We start from the raw sequence: 18,180 nt of genomic DNA, 5'->3' as shown, positions 1-18,180 counted from the left end.
TGAGCCCGATACAATATCGAACTCATTTTTATAATTATTAATTTTTAATCTGTCCAAACTTTTGGGTGCAGTCTAATTGTAGCCTTTTAACTATTTATTTTTTTGGTAAGAATACCTCTGCCATCATACATCGAGCGCTTCCTCCTCCTAATTTTTCAATCAAATCAATCTTAACAGGTAAAATTGGATTATAGTTTTCAATCTTAGAAATTTGATCTTCTGTTAATGAATTATAAGCTGTCTGCGACATTACCAAATATGATTGTCCTAAACCACCAACTTGCAACATATTTCCAGCAAATTGATGCATTTGCGTTTCTGTAATTGGAATAATCTCTTTTCCAGATTCTAAAATATACTCGCAAACCGCTTTCTTTTCTTTCTTATCATCGATAGAATCCAAACAAATAATCGCATATTTATCTGCTATACACATCATTACATTAGTGTGATAAATAGGTTTACGCTCATCGTTTACTGTTTGATTGGCTTGAAAAATAACTGGTGTATATTCTAATTCCTCACAAAATTCAATTAACAAATCCTCATCTGTACGTTGAGAAACACAAGCATAAGCCAATTCATTTTCGCGATCAAGAATAATACTTCCTGTTCCTTCTAAGAAAATCTCATCCTCTTCAGCGGATGTAAAATCAATCACATCTTCGATGTGAAATCCTTTCTCTTCTAATAAGCTCAATACATCTTCTTCGCGACGTTCTTCTCTTCTATTTTTTGCAAACATTGGATATAAGACAACATTTCCGTTATCGTGAAAAGAAATCCAATTGTTTGGAAAAATCGAATCTGGCGTATGTGGTGAAGCGGTATCTTTTATCGTAATGACATTAACTCCTTTTGAGCGTAAAGCCGAAACCATTCCTTGGAATTCTGACAAAGCTTCTTTCTGAATATCTTCGTGCGATTCTGTTGTTTCGGTTTGAAAATAATTGTTAACAGCTGTTTCTGGATTGTAGTAAAAAGCTGTCGGTTCAACCATTAAAATAGTTGATGTATATTGTTTTTGTTTCATGTTATTTTCGGATTAAAGGCATAGTCGAACATCTTAATAAACCTCCCATTTTAGAGACTTCTCGGTAATTAATCCGTTCAACTTTTATATTCCATACATTTTCTAAATGATCATTTAAACGCGTAAAATTTTTCTCAGAAACGACTACTTCAGGAGAAATAGAAAAAACATTTGGATTCATCCAATACATTTCTTCTTTCGTTACTTCGAAAAGATTTTCTTTTCCAAAAATATCAACTATTTGCTGATATTCATGTTCAAATAAGAATCCGTCTTTGTAAATAATTGCTTTGTCTTTTCCAACAGGATTAAACGTGCAATCTAAATGCAAAATACCTTCGTACGGATCTTGGTCATTCTTTTTCAATTCGAAATCTAAGACTTTCTTATTTGGAAATTTAGCTTTGATATACTCTACAAATTGAACATTTGTACGTCCAGTTTTGAAATGTTTAAAATCAGCTTGTTTGTAAGTTCCGACAAAAATATAATCGTTATACAAAATAACATCTCCACCTTCTACATATACTTCTTCAGGTAAAGCATTGATTTTATTCCCTTTAAACAAACGTTTAATATCGCGATAAGCTTGCAATTCTTCAAAACGGTCTGGAATAATATTCGCTATAAAAAATTCATCTTCAATCACAAATCCGACATCACGAGAAAAAACTTGATTACAATTTTCTATTAAAGTTGGACGTAAAACTTCTACTTCATATTTTTTTAAAACTTGTTCAAATTCTGACATCTCCTCAATCAATTTTTCTTCTTTGGGATAATCATTATTTTTTACAGTTTCATAAGATTTTGCATCGAAAGTTTGATCAAGTGTTGGATTAACTCCATTAGATTCTGCTCGACCCAAAACTACAGTTTGTAGCTGTGCCGTTTCATTCTGTACATTTAATCGCATATTTTTTGTGGTTTTTTTATTTTTTTTCAAAAAAAATCCCGCAATTAGCGAGATTTAATTTCTGTATAAATATACATTTTATTTTTTAATTCCTAAAGCTTTCAAGCCATTTACTGTTGCAATATTCGAAAGTTGTTCCACATCATAGAAGTGACAAGATTCTAACATTACACGCAATTCTGTAAGTAAATGTCCGTCAGAGAAAGGTTTGTAAATATCATTGATATTATCTGTTCCAAATGCAACATTAATTCCTCTTGGAATCATTTCATCAACAGGCGTAATTGAATTATGAGAAGGTGCTAAACGCTCTGTACGATTGTGATCTATCCAAGCAGTTGGACAAGATACAATGTGCATATCTGCTTTTTTGATTAAATCATATAACTCATAACGGTATTTTCGGGGATGCGCCGCAACAGATATAGAGTGCACTGCTGAAACTTTTCCTTGCATTCCGTGTTCTATTGTTTTCAATGCTAACTGCTCTGTTTCAATCTCTTCATCGGTATTAAACTGATCGACATGTACATGAACCAATTTATTTTTTGCCTTTGCTGTAGATAATAAAATATCTAAATGCTCTTCTTCTCTACCAAAATCCTTGGCTGGTAAACCACCGATAATATCCACAAAATCAGAAGACATGTCAAACCATTCGCGTGCTTTTGGTTCAATAACACCTTTCAACACTTGATTTGCAAAACGCATTTCGATGTCTTTCCCGTAATTATCTTTTAAGCGCTGAGCGGCTTGAATACTACGATCTTCGATCACTTCATCTGCATCAATAAAAGAACCAATTGCTTGACAACCTTGCTCTAACATAAAATTAATCGCTTTTTCCATACGGAAATAAATGTCATCAACAGATGAATTACGTTTCATGTCATCAACTAAGTGCCATTTTTCTTTTAAATATGAATTTGATAAAGCGAAAGTGTCCGAAGTTAACGAATAAGCTCTGTCTAAATGTGAATGTGTATTAACCCAACCTCCTTTTTCTTTGATTCTTTCAAGTACTTCTTCGATCGGATTGTAGTTTTGTCTGTTCATCGTGAGTTGTTTGTTTTCGGGATGTAAAATTAACAAGATTATTCAACAGAAATGAAGCGATTTTATCAAAAAGATTTGTGTAACTTTGTGCCTTTGTTAGTAACCTCAGCAAATAAAAAAATCCAACATTAAGTTGGATTTTTTGTTTTACTCTTTCTATCTTAACGATTTGGATTAATTTCGACTAAAACTAATTTTTATATGTTCTCTTAACAGATTGAATTCCCTCGATATTCTTTAATTCCATCATAATTTTTTCTAATTCTGCTTTATTTTTAACAGAAACTGTAATTTTTCCATCAAAAATACCTGCATCTTCAGACAAATTAATACTGTGCATATTCAAGGAATTATTTTTCGAAATCACCAATGTAATATCACTTACCATTCCCGAACGATCTAATCCTTGAAGTTCAATCAGTGCTTTAAATTCTTGTTGAGAAGAATCAATCCATTTAGCCTTAATAATTCTATAAGCATAATTTGCTTGTAACGAAACAGAGTTAGGACAATCAACTTTATGTACTTTTATCCCTTTCGAAACGGTAATAAATCCATATACTTTATCTCCTGCAATTGGATTACAACAGCTTGCTAATTCATAATCTAAACGTTCCTCATCGTTTCCAAAAACAAGACTATCTAATTTTGTTTTATCAACAGGAATATCTTCTTTCTTCGTTGTATTGAATGTTGATTTTCTAAATCGATTAATTAAACCAGTAAAACCAGAATTTCGTTCTGCGAACTTACGTAAATCATTGTTGTCTATAATTCCCATAGCAACATTATAAAATACATCCATACTTGAACCTAACTTAAAGTATTGCTGTAACTGATTAACTGTATTTTCATTAAAATCAACCTTTAAGTGTCTCAATTTACGTTGAATAATTTCTTTTCCTTCATCGGCAATTTTACGTTTATCCGAATTTAAAGAAGCTTTAATTTTACTTCTCGCTTTACTTGTTACGACATAATCTAACCATTCTAATTTTGGTTTTTGTTGCGTCGAAGTAATAATTTCTACTTGATCTCCACTTTGTAATTGATGCGATAAAGGATACAATTTTCCATTGACTTTTGCTCCCAAACAGTGATCACCAACATTCGAGTGAATTGAGTAGGCGAAGTCTAACGAGCTTGCTCCTTTTGGTAGCGAATGCAAATCTCCTTTTGGCGTAAAAACATAGATTTCTTTTGAATACAAATTGAATTTGAAATTGTCCATAAATTCAATTGCATCTTTTGTATCTTCTTGCTCTAACATTTCACGAACTTGGTGAATCCATTCATCTACTTTCGTTTCATCGTTTGAGACATTTTCTTTGTATTTATAATGTGCAGCAATCCCCATCTCTGCTACTTCATCCATTCTTTCGGAACGAATCTGAACTTCAACCCAACGTGCTTGTGGTCCCATCACAGTCACGTGAAGCGACTCGTAACCTGTTGTTTTTGGTTGAGAAATCCAATCGCGCATACGTTTAGGATTTGGTATAAATATATCCGTAATTAAAGAATAGATTTTCCAAGCTAAGAATTTTTCATTTTTTCTATCCGAACGATAAATGACACGAATAGCAAATAAATCAAACACCTCTTCGAAAGGGATTCCTTGATTTATTGTCTTTCTATAAATAGAATTAATCGATTTTGAACGCCCTTTAATCTCAAACTCCAGCCCTTCGGCTTCTAATTTTTCTGAGATTAATTTACAGAAATCATCAATGTATTTTTTTCTTTCTGCTTCAGTTTCAGTTAATTTATGCTCAATATTGTAGTATGCATCTGGTTTGGTGTATTTTAAACTCAAATCTTCTAATTCAGATTTGATGTTATACAATCCCATTCTATGTGCTAAAGGTGCATAAATAAAAATCGTTTCAGAAGCAATTTTTAACTGTTTATCTTCTCGCATACTTTCAAGTGTACGCATATTGTGGAGACGATCTGCGATTTTAATCAAAATAACACGAACATCTTCTGACAAAGTCAATAAAAGCTTTTTGTAATTTTCTGATTGAATGGAAACATCTTGTTTATTTAAAACTGCTATTTTTGTTAATCCATCAATAATTTTAGCAATCTTTTTCCCAAAAAGTTTCTCAATATCTTCTAAAGTATAATCAGTATCTTCTACAACATCATGCATTAAGGCAGCAGCAATAGAGGTTGCTCCAAGTCCAATTTCGTCAGCAACTATTTTCGCAACAGCTATTGGATGATAAATATAAGGTTCTCCAGTTTTTCTGCGTTGATCTTTATGCGCATCAACAGCCAAATCAAATGCTTTGCGAACTAATTTTTTATCGTCATCGGACAGCGTGACATATGTATTTTGAAGCATCTCTTTATAACGTCTTGTTATTTCGATGTTCTCTTTTTCTAATTGTTCATTTGTAATAACGTGAGGCGTCATTTATCTATATTTATGGTAAAATTAGTATTTTATATTATTGTTAAAAAAAGTTAGTCAAACCTTTATTTATCCGCTTTTATTCAAATAAATATACGATATTTTCTATTTATACATCTGTTATTTTGTTTATTTAAATTGTAAATTTAAGAAAATAACATTGAATTGATTTTTAATGTGTATTTGACACACTATCAATTTGATAAGAATTAACGATTTTTAACTGATGTTTTTAACATTTACTCATTCAAACGTCTTAAAATTTATTAAAAATACAAATATTTTCTATGTCTTAAAATAATTAATCAAATAATAATTTATCAAATAAAAACAATTCGTAATTTACCGCAACAAATAAAACACAACACACACACAAATGGATTACAAAACTTTATACTCAAAAAGTATTGAAGAACCCGAACTCTTTTGGAAAAAGGAAGCTTACAAATTGGCTTGGTCAACTTACCCTGAAGAAATTTTAAGAAAAAATGAAAATGGCTATTATTCATGGTTTCTAGATGGAAAAATCAACATGAGCCGTTTGGCTTTAGAGGAAAATATTAAAGCTGGTCGTGGCGAACAAAATGCGTTAATATATGATTCACCCGTAACTGGAGTTAAACAGAAAATAACATACAACGAATTATTAGATAAAGTTAGTCGTTTTGCAGGTGGATTAACTTCATTAGGACTAACGAAAGGCGATACAGCCATTATTTATATGCCGATGATACCTGAAGCTATTGTAGCTATGTTGGCATGTTCAAGAATTGGTGTAATACATTCGGTGGTATTCGGAGGTTTTGCTGCTCCAGAATTAGCGATTAGAATTGATGACGCTCAACCAGATGTCATTATTTCATCTTCTTATGGTGTAGAAGTTAACCGTCAAATCAATTACAAACATTTAATTGATGAAGCTATTAATTTAACGATATATAAACCAAAAGATATTATCATTTTCGAACGTCCAAATCACAGCGACGATTTATCTGCAGCTAATGTACATACATACGATGAAATGTATAAACACGAACCTGTAGAACCAATAGAAGTTCCGAGTACACATCCATTATATATTCTGTATACATCTGGTACAACTTCAACTCCTAAAGGTGTTGTTCGTGATACAGGTGGCTACGCAACCGCTCTAAATTCAACCATGAAATATTTTTATGATTTAGAACCTGGTGACACGATTCTTACAGCAAGTGATATCGGATGGGTTGTTGGACATTCTTATATTGTATATGCTCCTTTGATTTATGGCGTAACAACTGTTATATATGAAGGTAAACCTATCAAAACTCCAGATGCTGGTGCGTTTTGGCGAATGGTTGAAGAATACAAAATAAAAAATGTATTTACTGCTCCAACAGCAATTCGTGCAATACGAAAAGAGGATCCAGAAGGAAAATTATTTCAACAATATGATACAACGAGTTTAAAACGTCTGTTTTTAGCTGGAGAACGATGCGATACTTCTACATATTATTGGTTAAAAGAAATTTCGAAACGTCCCGTTATTGATCATTGGTGGCAAACAGAAAGTGGATGGCCAATGTTAGGTATATGTGCAGGATTACAAGAAATAATGCCAGAACCTGGCGCTGCAGGACTTCCTGTTTTTGGATACAACATCAAAATCGTAAACGAGGAAGGAATCGAAAATGATGTAAATGAAGAAGGGCCTATTGTAATCAAACTTCCACTTCCTCCTGGATGTATGGCAAGTTTATGGCGAAACGAACACCGATTTATTAAAGGATATTTTCAACAATTTCCTGATCATTATCTAACAGGAGATGGTGGTTACAAAGACGAAAATGGATTTGTCTTTATCACTGGTCGAACAGATGATATTATAAATGTTGCAGGACACAGATTAAGCACAGCTACAATGGAAGAATTAGTTTCTTCTCATCCTGATGTAACGGAATGTGCTGTTGTTGGAATAAAAGATGAATTGAAAGGTCAAGTTCCAATCGGATTTATTGTTACAAAAGAAAACGCAACAAAAACTGAAGAAGAAATTGAAAAAGATTTAATTGCTTTGTTACGTAAAGAAATTGGAGGAATAGCATGCTATAAAACAACGATTAAAGTTGATCGCTTACCAAAAACTCGAAGTGGTAAGATTTTGCGTAAAACTTTAACTCAAATTGCAGATGGAACACCATTTACAATTCCTTCTACAATAGAAGACGGGTCTGTTTTAGACGAGTTAATACATGAATTCACAAGAAGAAGTATCGGCGCAGCCTTTACTTCTACAAATTCATAATTTTTTTTCCATTCACTATTCAAAAAGCAGTGATCTCTGGATTACTGCTTTTTTTATGAATTAAACTTATTGATTACATTGTTGTTAACAATTCAATCATTTCTTTATTTTCTTGCAATAACGCATGATCTTTTGCTGTCCTTCCATTAAAGTCTTTAATATTAAGATCTGCACCTTTTTCAATCAACTTTTTAGCAATATCATTTCTACCAAACGTAACTGCAAAAATTAATGAAGTAGCTCCATTAAAATTAACTTGGTTTACATCTGCTTGGTGAGCTAATAAAACATCTACCATTTCTTGATAACCTTTAAACGCAACTCCCATCAAGGCATTGTTACCCGATTTATCCTGAGCATTTGGATTCGCTCCATTTTTTAACAAGGACAAAACCGCTTCCTTGTTGTCATTATAAACCGCTAAAATCAAAGGAGTAAAACCTCTATCATTAGCCTGATTAACATCTGCACCTTTTGTAATTAATTGTTCGATTAATGCAATATCATTCTCTCTTGACGCAGTATATAAATCTTGTGCAATTACTGTGTAAGTTGTTAGAAAAAAGACGAATGCTAAGAATAATTTTTTCATATATTTTATTTTTCAGAAAGTCATGGAGTCAAAACCAATCGACTCCAATCCATTAATTTATTATTTTGGTAAGTATTGTTTTACATCATTTATAGAAGTATTGGTTGCTTTCATTAAACGTGTACCATATTCATTATTTGCTTGATAAAAATGGGCAATCATTTTGTGAACGATAACTTTATTTTTCACTGTATTTAATGCTCCTGATAAATTTTTAATTAAATTTTCTTGATCCTTCTTAGAAAAAGATTGATACAAATCACCTGCTTGTGCAAAGTTATTTTCTTTATCAATCACATGCTGAGTAGTTGTCGTTCCTGCAGGAAAAACTGATTTTGAATAATTGAATTTTGCGTTATCTACCACTTCAGGAACATTTGTCGATGGTTGATAATTTACATCACCTTTTTGTTCACGTAATGACATATAACCATCTTGGTTGTATGTTTTGACTTGAGTTTTTGCTGCATTTACAGGGATTTGTTGAAAATTCCCTGTTAAACGGTGACGCTGTGTATCTGTGTAAGAAAATAATCGACCTTGTAACAATTTATCTTCCGATGCTTCGATACCTGGTACTAATGTAGCAGGCGCAAAAGCAGCTTGCTCTACTTGTTGAAAATAATTTGTCGGATTCTCTTTCAACGTCATTGTTCCAACTTTAATTAATTTAGCTATAGATTCTGGCCAAACTTTTGTGACATCAACAGGATTGAAATCTAAACGTTCAAAATCTTCTCTTTTTAACATTTGAACATATAAATCCCATTTTGGAAAATTTCCTTTCTCAATTTCTTGATGCAGATCCAACGTTGCATGTTCAATAGCTGTAGATTGAATTTCGTTTGCTTCTTGCTGTGTTAAGTTCTTCACTTCTTGTTGAGGCTTCCATTTGTATTTTACATACGTCACTTCACCTTTATTATTTACCCATTTGTAAGCATGCACACCGTTCCCTTCCATCTGACGGTAATTCGCAGGTATTCCGTAATCAGAAAATAACCAGGTTAACATATGTGTCGATTCTGGAAGATTAGAAAAGAAATCAAATACGCGATTAGGGTCAGAAGCACCGTTTGTTAATGGAGAAGGTTTGAAAGCGTGTACCATATCTGGAAATTTAATCGCATCACGAATAAAGAAAACTGGTAAATTATTTCCAACTAAATCGTAGTTACCTTGCTCCGTATAAAATTTCACTGCAAAACCACGTGGATCACGGTAGGTTTCTGGTGAACCTTGTTAATGAGTTACCGTTGAAAAACGTACAAATAATGGTGTTTTTTTTCCTGCTTGTGATAAGAAATCTGCCATAGTAACCTCAGAAAAATCTTGTTCTGCTACAAATTCACCAAAAGCTCCAGCTCCTCTCGCATGAACAACACGTTCTGGAATACGCTCTCGGTCAAAAGCTGCTAATTTTTCAATGAGATGAATATCTTCTAATAAAACTTGCCCATTATTGCCTAATGTTTTAGAGTTTTGATTATCTCCAACAGGAGCCCCTGTATTTGTAGTTAATTGTTGTGAAAATGCAACAGTAGATAGAAAAGCTAATCCTAGTACGAAACTTCTTTTGATCATAATTATAGTTTTAATCTTTATTTATTATTTTAAGACACCACAAAACTATAACCAGTCAAACTATAAATAAAATCTATTAGATATAATTAATTTTTATAATAATTAAATCTCAACAAATTAGTCAACTCAAATCGTAGATATATTATTTTACAATAGATTAATAAATTAATACTATACCAGAACTGTTGATTTATAAAATTCATAAAAAAAACCGCTATACAGCGGTTTACCTATTATATGGATTAATATTTTCTGAAACGTTGAAACGAAACTGTTGGTTTTATTTTTATTGATTCATTAGCGATCAAAATCATTACATTCAAATGTTGATTAAACTTCCATAATGAGTTTCCTTCAACCTCTATTCCTTGTGGAGTTCTAATAAGTTCTAAATTTGTGTACATCATAATCTGTGTGTGTTTTTTGGTTGACGCTAATATTATGTTAAAAAATAAATATTTTGTTAATTCATCTTAACATACTTAATAAAATTAAAAGTTTCCTATAATACGCGATATTTATAAATTCATTTTTAAACTATCACATATTATACCAAAAAATATATCACGTATTTATTTAACGTTAAATTTTAAGAAATTTGACTCCAACCTACTTTATCTTTATGATTTTCAATAAAATATTTTTTTGTATTTTGATAAATTGGTGATGACAAAGTCGGGTCTTGATTTAAGATAATTTCAACACATTTTCTTGCTGCATACAACACTTCTTTATCTTTTGACAAATCAGCAATTTTAAGATTTAGAACACCACTTTGTTGCGTTCCCATCATATCGCCTGGACCTCGTAGTTCCAAATCTACTTCTGCTACCTGAAACCCATCATTGGTTTGACACATCGTTTGAATTCGACGTTTTGAAACGTCATTCAATTTTCCTCCTGTCATCAAAATACAATAGGATTGCTCTGCACCTCGCCCTACACGTCCACGAAGTTGATGCAGTTGAGAAAGTCCAAATCGTTCAGAATTTTCGATAATCATTACCGAAGCATTAGGCACATTAACGCCCACCTCTATCACAGTTGTTGCAACTAATATTTGTGTTTCATAATTTTTGAAACGATTCATTTCAAATTCTTTATCAGCAGGTTTCTGTCTTCCATGTATTATACTAATTCCATATTCTGGTAAAGGAAAAGCACGCGAAATACTTTCGTAACCATCCATCAAATCTTTTAACTCTAATTTTGCAGACTCTTCAATTAACGGATAAACAACATATATTTGACGACCTTTGGCAATTTCATCTTTTATAAATTTAAAAACACTTAACCGATGCGCATCTGTTTTATGAAGAGTCTTTATTGGCTTTCTACCTTTTGGTAACTCATCGATCACAGAAACATCTAAATCGCCATACATTGTCATAGATAATGTCCGAGGAATTGGCGTTGCTGTCATCACTAGAATGTGAGGTGGAAGTTTAGCTTTACGCCAAAATTTAGCACGTTGAGCCACACCAAAACGATGTTGCTCATCAATAATCGCTAATCCTAAATTCTGAAAAATAACGTTATCTTCTAATAAGGCATGTGTTCCGATAATGATTTTTAGATTTCCATTTTCTAAATTCTCAAGAATTGGTTGACGCCTTTTTTTCGTGACCGAACCTGTTAACAATTCAACAGAAACATCTAAGCCGTTCAATAATTCTGTAATACTTTCATAATGTTGTTGTGCCAAAATTTCGGTTGGCGCAATTAAAGCAGCTTGATAGCCATTATCTACTGCAATCAACATCGTTAACAATGCAACCATTGTTTTTCCTGAACCTACATCTCCTTGCAATAAACGATTCATTTGTGCAGGTTGACGAAGATCAGAGCGAATTTCTTTAACCACTCTTTTTTGAGCATTTGTCAGTTCAAAAGGTAAATATTCGTTGTAAAACCTATTGAAATAATGACCAATTTCTGGAAAAGGATTACTTCTATTCTTTTGTTTATTAACTGCTTTTTGAAAAAGATTAGCTAAATTTAAAAAGAAAAATTCTTCAAATTTTAAACGTCGAATAGCAGCATTTAATTCTGTTAAATCCTTTGGAAAATGAATCGCTTTTAAGGCTTCATTTCGACCAACTAATTTATAATGATCAATTACATTTTGAGGTAAATTTTCAGGAATATCGATTTTTTCAGCAAAAAGGTTCATCATCATTTTCTGAAGAACTCGATTTGTAATTCCTTTTTTCGTTAATTTTTCTGTGCTTGGATAAATAGGAAATAAACCAAGTGGAATATTCTTAGCATCTTCAACTAATTCTATCTCAGGATGCGTAATACTAAGATTGTTATTGAATAAATTTGGTTTCCCATAAAGCACAACTTCTTTGAAAAGATCATTTTTTAGTTTCTCTTTTTGCCAAGATGAAACCTTGAACCAAACCAATTCCAACGTTCCTGTTCCATCCTGAAACTTCCCAACTAAACGCTTTACTTTACCTTGATTTATTTCTTCTAACTGAACAATTTTGCCTTTTAATTGAATTTCGGCAGCTGTAGATGAAATTTCAGAAATTTTATAAAATTTCGATTTATCAACATAACGAAAAGGAAAATGTTGTATCAAATCTTCGTATCTAAAAATTCTGAATTCACTTTGCAGTGTTTTAGCACGCTCAGGACCAGCTCCCTTCAAATATTCTATGGTTTTCTTTAATGGATTTTGATACATTTTTCTACTTTAGAAAGTCGCAATTTACCAAATTTTAACGACAAACTATGTCATCTATGTTACAAAATAAGCTCATAAAATTACTTTATATTTGTATAAAATAATAAACAAATGAAATTAGAAGAATACATCAACAAAGGTTTAACGTACGAAGATTATATCACACGTGTAGAAGATGAGTTAGAAAATGAAATCGAAAATGATGATCCGAAAGAATATGTGCAATATTATGCGTTGGGATTGCAACGTATGAATAGAGTTTATAAAACGCTTAAATTAAATCCTGCTCAAGAAACACGTATAAAATCGACTGTAAATAATTTTAAATTATTAATTATTACAGAGGGATGGTGTGGTGACGCTTCTCAAATTTTACCAGTTGTAGAGCGATTTGCAAATGCCTTAAACGTTTCTACACATTATATTTTCAGAGATGAGAATATGGATTTAATGGAAAAATACAAAACAAATGGAGCTGCTTCTATTCCAATTATTATTGGTGTAAATGAGGATAATGAAGAAGCTTTTCGTTTTGGCCCTCGTCCAAAAGCTGGAATGGAAATGTTAGCTCGTTTTAAAAATAATCCTGATAAATATTCGGCAGATGAGTTTCACGAAGACTTACAACATTTCTATAATAAAAATAAAGGAGAAGATATTGTAAATGAAATTTTAGATTTAATCGACGAAAATATCGCGAATTAATCAGGTTTTTCAATTTGTTCAACTTGTTAATTGTTTGCATCTTTGTGTAAGATTTTTTTTAAAAAAATATGAAAGGAAATAAACAAATTATTTTTGCTATCGTTGTAGTAGTTGCTTTAGTTGCTATAATGTTTACACCGGTTGGTACATTTTTTAAAAATAAAATGGAAGATAATAGCCACATTGCTGGTGCTGATGTAGAATTATCAGAAAGTGATTATGATATTGATTTGATTGGATATAATGGAGCAACAAATACTAACTTGCTTGATTTCAAAAAAAGTGGGGAAGTCGTTTTTCTAAACTTTTGGGGAAGTTGGTGCCCTCCTTGTGTTGCAGAAATGCCAACTATTCAGAAATTATATGAGGCAAAAGGACAAAAAGTTAAATTTGTACTGGTTACAATTCAAGATAAACCGAAAGTTTTTAATCCATTTTTGGAAAAAAATAATTATACAATGCCCGTTTATGAGCCAAATAGTCCAATATCAAATAATATGTTACCGAAAGTTTTTCCAACTACTTACATCTTAAATAAAAAAGGAGAAGTTGTATTAAAAGAAACAAAAACAAGAGATTGGAACGATAAAGAAATTAATGATCTGTTAAATCAATTAGTTGCAGAATAATTTCATTCTAAAAACATATAAAGCGTCATTAATTTAATTATTAATGACGTTTTTTTATTGTCATTCTTTTTCTAATTTTCTCTCATCGAAGCAAGTTGTAATAAAGAAGTTGCGGTATTATGATTTCTTGTTGTTGCACTTACTTGTAGTAAATTTTCGAAAAAATTATTGGTCAATTTTGTTTTTCCATATCCAAATGGACAGTACAAATAAACCACTTCATTCTTGATTTCGTATTGTTCATCTTCGGCTTTTATATGTTCAATTTTCTCCTTATTAAATTCTGCTGGTTGATTTCCCAAAAAAGTATAATATAAAAACTCTTTATCGAGTGTAGAATCGTGAAGAAAAGGATTTCCCACTATGATACGTTTTAATTTATCTATGGTAAGAATTAAGACTGGAACTTCGAAAGCAAGTGATTCAGCAATTTTATCATGAATTAAATCTGCTATTTCTTTGAGATTGGTCAAGTTTGAAGAAAAAACCGCATTACCACTTTGAACATAAGTTGTCACATTCACAAAAGATAAATCTTCTAAAAGCTTCGTTAAAACATCCATTTTGATGATTTTTTTTCCGATAACGTTGATTCCTCTTAGAATCACAATAAATGTATTCATAACCTACTTTGTTGACACTAAATTAGTTTATTTAGAATTAAATATAAACCTAAATTTTAGAATTACAACAAAAAAAAATAAATTAAACATGTTATTGTATGATTAACAATTAATATATTAGATTAAATTAAAAAGTATGACAACCAATCGATTAGAAGCCTTTAGTGATGGCGTTCTTGCTATCATTATTACCATTATGGTATTGGATTAAAAGTTCCTATTGGTGATGATTTAATGAGTTTAAAACTATATTTACCTAAATTTTTAAACTATTTATTTAGTTTCATTTATGTCGGAATCTATTGGAATAATCATCACCATCTTTTTCAAGCAATCGAGAAAGTGAATGGTGGAATTCTTTGGAGTAATTTACACTTACTTTTTTGGCTCTCTTTATTACCTTGTTTCAACGGGTTGGATGGGCGAAAACTTTCATTCAAGATTTCCAGTTGTATTTTATGGTTTTGTATTATTAATGAGTAGCCTTGCCTTTATGCTCATCGAAAAAACAGCTATAAAACAAGAAGGTAAAGAATCTATTATTGGTAAATCGGTAAGTCAAAATCTAAAAGAAAAAGGATCAAGTATTGGCTATATTTAGGTATTGTTTTAGCTTTTATTCAACCAGAATTTGGAATAGTTGTGTACGGTATTATTGCTTTAATTTGGTTAATCCCAGACAGAAGAATAGAAAAATCAATGAAATAATTTTAAGCATATATTATTAATTATAAAGCAATTAAATAGATTATATTAAACTTTTAATTTAATTACTTTTTTACGTTTTCTCTTCTTAAACATAACACGTAACAAGCGATAACCATAGGTTACTTTTTTGTTTTTTGTGATGATAGGAAAAGCCATTGTACACATCAACGCAATACACGCTGTTGTGCCTAATGCACCTCCATAACCATTAAAAATTTGACTCGTGTAATGCAATAAAATAGCAAATAACATGGGCGAAAAAATCAACGAAAAATAACTGATATTAATTGTCGAAGAAACCATTCCGATGAACGTTCCACCAATTACGTAAAGAGGTATATTGTCCGTGTAAAATTGAGGCAAAATGGTTGGAAAAAAGTAGAAAAAACCACCAATAATCATCGCTATCACCGCAGATGAACGAATTGGACCTTGCTTAAAACGAATGTTTAATTCAAAAGTTGTCAACGATGCAATAATGGAACACATCATTAATATTAAAAATTCAATAATCATTAGCCTAAGATTAATTTAAACAATAACATACTCAATAAAACGCCAATAAAAGCTAAAGTACCAAGTTTTCCACCTACACCAACAAATAATGATTTTGTGGCAAAAAATAACAACGCAGTAAAAATTCCTGCTGTAATAATCATCCAATAAACATATTCAACATCCAAGGAAGTCATTCCAATAAAAGCTCCACAATAAATAGGTCCTGCAACTTGTTTTAAATAATCAGAACGTGGATTTAGCTTCGTTAAAAAGGAACCTAAAGTACCAATAATTCCCGCAGAAAAAACTGCACCTAAGCCTAATTTATTATTCATTAAATAGGTAATTATTGCAGCGATTGGGATCCATAAAACCAATGTTTTTCGATCAAAGGAATATTCGTGATGATGCAAAGGAAATTTGCGGTAAACAATCAGTAAAAGCAGACAAATTGCAACAATAATATACGGTACAAGATCATGTTCTATACGCTCGTTTATAATCGAGAATAGAAATAAAAACTGAATAATAAAAATAATCAGAATGGTAACGAATTTTATGATGCGTTTACTGTTCATTTCAAATTTTGAAGCTGCAAAGTTAATGACTCATTATGAAAAAAATAGAATAATTTTATTAATTATTTTGTATTAAAAAATCCCAAATCATTCGTAAATGATTGGGATTACATTGACTTAAATTATCACAAAAAATAAGTCGTTCTACCTAAAAACCTTTATTCTTTAATTAATTCTGCGTTAAAACCAACTTCTTCGATTGTATCAATAATTTCTTCTTCAGTTATTTGTACACCTTTAACTGTTAAAATTTTATCAGGATTATTCGTGTCAACCTCCCAAGATTCTAAATCTTGTAATTGATCTAAGTAAGGCTTTACTTTATTTAGACAACCGTTGCAATTTATATTTGTTTTGAATTTTAATTCTTTTGTCTTCATCATTCATTGATTTACACTCACAAATTTCGAACTAAATTGCGGCATACCATTTATATTATTAGGTGAAATAGTTATATGATTTCACAACTAATTAATCGTTTTGAACTACTTTTGCACTCAAACAAAAACAATTTCAATTTCTTTTAAAATGAGTCAACAAAATGACCAAAAAATTGTCTTAGCGATCGACGAAAAACCGAAATTAGGACAAGGAATATTATTGAGTATACAGCATCTTTTTGCAATGTTCGGAGCTACAGTATTAGTTCCTGCCTTAACAGGAATGTCGCCTGCAATTGCATTAATTTCGAGCGGAATAGGAACATTGGTTTTCATCCTTATAACAAGAGGAAAAGTTCCTTCTTATTTGGGTTCTTCATTCGCGTTTATCAATCCAATTATAGCAATGAAAGCGTTAGAAGCAAATCCTGAAAGTGGTATTGCAGTAGGTAGCTTTTTAGTCGGAAGTTTTTTAGTCGGAGTTACTTATTCCATTGTCTCGCTTATCATCGCAACAGCAGGTACAAAGTGGCTGATGAAACTTTTACCACCAATTGTCGTAGGTCCAGTTATTATGGTTATTGGTCTGGGATTGGCTTCAACAGCGATTAAAATGGTGACAAATAATCCTACTGGAGAATATGATTTAACATATGTTACCATTGGTTTTGTTACATTGATTATTACGGTGATCACCGCAATTTTTAGTAGAGGATTTTTAAGTGTTATCCCTATTTTAGTTGGGATTATTGGTGGATATCTTTTTGCTATTGCAATGGGAGTAGTTAATTTAGAACCTGTTTTACAAGCGAAATGGTTTATGGTTCCAGATTTTACTATTCCATTTATCAATTATACTCCTACACTATCTTGGTATGTTATTTTCCTGATGATTCCCGTTGCAATTGTACCTATTGCTGAACACATTGGACATCAATTAGTCTTAAGTAAAGTAGTTAACAAAGATTTGATTGATGATCCTGGTTTAGACAAATCGATGTTAGGAGATGGAGTTGCGACGATGATTGCTGCATGTTTGGGCGGACCTCCTAATACAACATATGGTGAAAACATTGGCGTTTTGGCTATAACAAGAGCATTTAGTATTTATGTATTTGTTGGCGCTGCCTGTTTTGCTATTTTATTTGGATTTTGCGGAAAAATTTCAGCTCTATTAAGCACAATTCCAACACCTGTAATGGGTGGAGTTTCCATTTTATTATTCGGAATTATCGCTTCGAGTGGTTTGAGAATGTTGATTGAAAATAAAGTAGATTTCAAGGTTAAACGAAACTTAATCATATCTTCTGTTATTCTAATCATTGGAATTGGAGGAGCAGCAATTCATATTGGAGATTTATTTTCGTTAGAAGGAATGGCTTTGGCGTCTATCATTGGTGTTGCATTAAATTTAATCCTTCCAGGAAGAGAGATTATAACATTCAAAGAAATGTTTGATGAAGAAGATTAATCAAATCAT

At 31.5% G+C, this 18,180-nt stretch carries 17 protein-coding genes and 2 pseudogenes; 7 read left to right on the top strand and 12 right to left on the bottom strand.

Going from position 1 to position 18,180, the window contains the following annotated elements:
* Positions 1-94: 94 nt before the first annotated feature.
* From ctlX to HX088_RS10605, 4 genes are all read right to left on the bottom strand, one after another.
* Positions 95-1,033 (bottom strand): citrulline utilization hydrolase CtlX, encoded by a 939-nt coding sequence (gene ctlX / locus HX088_RS10620; protein WP_284583717.1) that lies wholly within the window; start codon positions 1,031-1,033, stop codon positions 95-97.
* 1 nt (position 1,034) lies between these two features.
* Positions 1,035-1,949 carry a dimethylarginine dimethylaminohydrolase family protein gene (locus tag HX088_RS10615; RefSeq protein ID WP_286484131.1) on the bottom strand — a complete coding sequence of 305 codons (915 nt, stop codon included), beginning with the start codon at positions 1,947-1,949 and terminating at the stop codon, positions 1,035-1,037.
* Positions 1,950-2,027: 78 nt separating this feature from the next.
* The gene (locus tag HX088_RS10610; RefSeq protein WP_188320001.1) at positions 2,028-3,005 is read right to left on the bottom strand and encodes an amidohydrolase family protein; all 978 of its coding nucleotides are present in this window, start codon (positions 3,003-3,005) and stop codon (positions 2,028-2,030) included.
* Between the two features lie 190 nt (positions 3,006-3,195).
* Positions 3,196-5,427: a RelA/SpoT family protein gene (locus HX088_RS10605; protein ID WP_225539454.1), complete on the bottom strand. Its 2,232-nt coding sequence runs from the start codon at positions 5,425-5,427 to the stop codon at positions 3,196-3,198.
* A gap of 373 nt (positions 5,428-5,800) precedes the next feature.
* On the opposite strand from HX088_RS10605, the gene HX088_RS10600 reads away from it, so the two are divergent.
* The gene (locus HX088_RS10600; protein ID WP_286484130.1) at positions 5,801-7,708 is read left to right on the top strand and encodes an AMP-binding protein; all 1,908 of its coding nucleotides are present in this window, start codon (positions 5,801-5,803) and stop codon (positions 7,706-7,708) included.
* Positions 7,709-7,781: 73 nt separating this feature from the next.
* Here HX088_RS10600 and HX088_RS10595 read toward each other — a convergent pair whose 3' ends face one another.
* The 4 genes and pseudogenes from HX088_RS10595 to recG form a co-directional block, all read right to left on the bottom strand.
* Complete coding sequence (locus tag HX088_RS10595; protein WP_286484129.1) at positions 7,782-8,300, bottom strand: ankyrin repeat domain-containing protein; 519 nt, start codon at positions 8,298-8,300, stop codon at positions 7,782-7,784.
* A 60-nt stretch (positions 8,301-8,360) separates the two neighbouring features.
* Positions 8,361-9,884 (bottom strand): annotated as a pseudogene (locus tag HX088_RS10590) (catalase).
* 242 nt (positions 9,885-10,126) lie between these two features.
* Positions 10,127-10,291, bottom strand: coding sequence for a hypothetical protein (locus tag HX088_RS10585; RefSeq protein WP_171622052.1), 165 nt, complete (start codon positions 10,289-10,291; stop codon positions 10,127-10,129).
* 182 nt (positions 10,292-10,473) lie between these two features.
* Positions 10,474-12,579, bottom strand: a complete 2,106-nt coding sequence (gene recG / locus HX088_RS10580) for an ATP-dependent DNA helicase RecG (RefSeq protein ID WP_286484128.1) — start codon at positions 12,577-12,579, stop codon at positions 10,474-10,476.
* Between the two features lie 111 nt (positions 12,580-12,690).
* On the opposite strand from recG, the gene HX088_RS10575 reads away from it, so the two are divergent.
* Positions 12,691-13,284, top strand: coding sequence for a thioredoxin family protein (locus HX088_RS10575; RefSeq protein ID WP_286484127.1), 594 nt, complete (start codon positions 12,691-12,693; stop codon positions 13,282-13,284).
* Positions 13,285-13,352: 68 nt separating this feature from the next.
* Positions 13,353-13,913: a TlpA family protein disulfide reductase gene (locus tag HX088_RS10570; RefSeq protein ID WP_286484126.1), complete on the top strand. Its 561-nt coding sequence runs from the start codon at positions 13,353-13,355 to the stop codon at positions 13,911-13,913.
* Between the two features lie 71 nt (positions 13,914-13,984).
* Here the strand turns inward: HX088_RS10570 and HX088_RS10565 are convergent, their stop codons facing one another.
* Entirely contained in the window at positions 13,985-14,536 is a 552-nt protein-coding gene (locus HX088_RS10565) for a DUF1697 domain-containing protein (protein WP_286484125.1), read from the bottom strand.
* A 136-nt stretch (positions 14,537-14,672) separates the two neighbouring features.
* Between HX088_RS10565 and HX088_RS13985 the strand changes: the two genes are divergently transcribed.
* The 3 genes and pseudogenes from HX088_RS13985 (at position 14,673) to HX088_RS13940 (ending at position 15,137) form a co-directional block, all read left to right on the top strand.
* Positions 14,673-14,747, top strand: a complete 75-nt coding sequence (locus HX088_RS13985) for a TMEM175 family protein (RefSeq protein WP_498745992.1) — start codon at positions 14,673-14,675, stop codon at positions 14,745-14,747.
* A gap of 23 nt (positions 14,748-14,770) precedes the next feature.
* A pseudogene (locus tag HX088_RS13945) lies at positions 14,771-14,878 on the top strand (TMEM175 family protein); the annotation flags it as partial.
* Between the two features lie 4 nt (positions 14,879-14,882).
* Positions 14,883-15,137, top strand: coding sequence for a hypothetical protein (locus HX088_RS13940; RefSeq protein ID WP_353619300.1), 255 nt, complete (start codon positions 14,883-14,885; stop codon positions 15,135-15,137).
* Between the two features lie 152 nt (positions 15,138-15,289).
* Here the strand turns inward: HX088_RS13940 and HX088_RS10555 are convergent, their stop codons facing one another.
* From HX088_RS10555 to HX088_RS10545, 3 genes are all read right to left on the bottom strand, one after another.
* A complete protein-coding gene (locus HX088_RS10555) occupies positions 15,290-15,760 on the bottom strand; it encodes a hypothetical protein (protein WP_171622046.1) in 471 nt (156 codons plus the stop codon).
* Positions 15,760-16,320 carry a hypothetical protein gene (locus tag HX088_RS10550; RefSeq protein WP_171622045.1) on the bottom strand — a complete coding sequence of 187 codons (561 nt, stop codon included), beginning with the start codon at positions 16,318-16,320 and terminating at the stop codon, positions 15,760-15,762. The genes HX088_RS10555 and HX088_RS10550 overlap by 1 nt, the downstream gene beginning before the upstream one ends.
* Before the next feature lie 158 nt (positions 16,321-16,478).
* A complete protein-coding gene (locus tag HX088_RS10545; RefSeq protein ID WP_188320204.1) occupies positions 16,479-16,700 on the bottom strand; it encodes a hypothetical protein in 222 nt (73 codons plus the stop codon).
* A 148-nt stretch (positions 16,701-16,848) separates the two neighbouring features.
* On the opposite strand from HX088_RS10545, the gene HX088_RS10540 reads away from it, so the two are divergent.
* Positions 16,849-18,171, top strand: coding sequence for a solute carrier family 23 protein (locus HX088_RS10540; RefSeq protein WP_225539446.1), 1,323 nt, complete (start codon positions 16,849-16,851; stop codon positions 18,169-18,171).
* The last annotated feature ends 9 nt before the right edge of the window (positions 18,172-18,180 follow it).

The sequence above is a fragment of the Empedobacter sp. 225-1 genome, assembly GCF_030328185.1.
Classification (GTDB): Bacteria; Bacteroidota; Bacteroidia; order Flavobacteriales; family Weeksellaceae; genus Empedobacter; species Empedobacter stercoris.
This window is presented reverse-complemented; position numbering and strand designations above follow the sequence as displayed.